This window comes from Photorhabdus hindustanensis, assembly GCF_002968995.1.
Lineage (GTDB): Bacteria > Pseudomonadota > Gammaproteobacteria > Enterobacterales > Enterobacteriaceae > Photorhabdus > Photorhabdus akhurstii.
This window is the reverse complement of sequence record NZ_PUWT01000190.1, coordinates 1-1,530: the sequence shown is the minus strand read 5'-3', so window position 1 is coordinate 1,530 and position 1,530 is coordinate 1. Positions and strand designations below refer to the sequence as shown.

Genomic DNA, 1,530 nt, shown 5'->3' with positions numbered 1-1,530 from the left:
AGCCTGATATGAACCTCCGGCAACAATGCTTCCCCGAATAAGTGTTCCTGGCGTGCCGGGTAATATCGTTAATGCATCCGTTCCGAGAGCAGCTTGTCCTGAATGTACGCTGTACGTTTTCAGATAGCTTAATGCTTCATTATAGGCTTTCGCATCTGCGGCAGCCGCAACAAATGCTCCCCCGTTAACTAAATTCTGAATTGCAGCCGCAGCTTCTTTTCCTGAAAAACCGTATTCTGTCTGCAATTCATAGCCATATTGATTGAGCAAAACAGACAGCTCCTGTTTTCCTTTCTCATCTAATGTACCTTTGCGATATTTGTCTAACATCACATTACTGGCTTTGTCTTCATTGGTGAGTCTGACGATATTTTGTGAAGCTTCCAAGAGGTTTTTACCTGCCTTTTGGTCGTCAAGAGCTTTGATCAACGCATCATTCTTTTTGACAGTCAGGAAATTATTCTCCACCGCATTCTTCCCGGCCTGGGCACCGGTAACGGTGCTTCCGGTGGAGTCACCGGCAATTCCACCCGCTAGCCCTGCCGCCAGGGTGGAGAGGGTGCTGATGGTCTGTTTTTCCTCTTCACTTAAGTCACTGACTTTAACATTTTCACCATGAATATGCTTCATCAGTTCTCGCGCGGCCAGTTCACCGGAAGCTGCTCCTGCCGCGCCCGCCAGCGCATTGTTACCGCTGACTTCGGCGGCCACTGCCCCCAGAATGGCATGGGCCAGAGTATTGGTGACGACATCGACTTGATGGGTTTTCGGGTCGGTAGTCAGGTCTTTTATCACCCCGGCCAGGTAAGGGGAAGCGCCGCCGGCCAGCGCCTGACCAATATTTCCGCCTGCGAGTCCCTGAATGGCTGCGGTAGCCGCCTGTAAAGCGGTGTGGTATTTCCCTCCGGTGCCAAGGCCAGACTCATTCAATGCCTGGTTATAGGCGGTTTTGTAAATCTGGTCTTTAATTTGCTCAGGCGTAATGTTGGTTTTGCCTGCGTTTTCCAGTTTCTTTCGGGCCGCTTCTCTATCCGGGTCACTGATGTTTTCCAGTTTGGCGTGGGCCGCTTTGGTGGCGATAATTGCTCCTTCAGTACTGGCGATGTCAATCACCTGCGCACTGATTTCGCCAATCAGTTGGGCCTGTTTCAGCCGTTGCTGCTCTTTCTCTTTGTCAAAGATAGGACTGAGAGCATTGTTGGCATGGTCGGTATCCCGGCTGAGGGTGGTGACATCCTGTTGCTGGCTGTCTTTGTCCCGGATAATCAGGGTGCCGTCACTGACCGCGGCATGGGTGGTGCTTTGGGCGTGGCCTTCCCGGTTAGCGCCGCCCAGGGTATTGGCCGCCATATTACTGAGTAACATGCCGCCTACTGAGCCGCCAGTGCTGATACTCACGCTATGGTGTTCGGTTTTAAAATCCGCTTTGTTTTTGATATCGCCAAAGCCGAGAGTGCCGGTATCGAGGGTGTTTTTGTCTTTGTCTGCGGTACTGGCAATGACCGCGCCGTCAAGCTGGGTGTGTTCACC

At 52.0% G+C, this 1,530-nt stretch carries 1 protein-coding gene; it reads right to left on the bottom strand.

The window, feature by feature from the left end:
- Positions 1–1,530: VENN motif pre-toxin domain-containing protein (locus C6H66_RS25230; RefSeq protein ID WP_248000832.1), on the bottom strand; the 1,530-nt coding region annotated here is incomplete at both ends.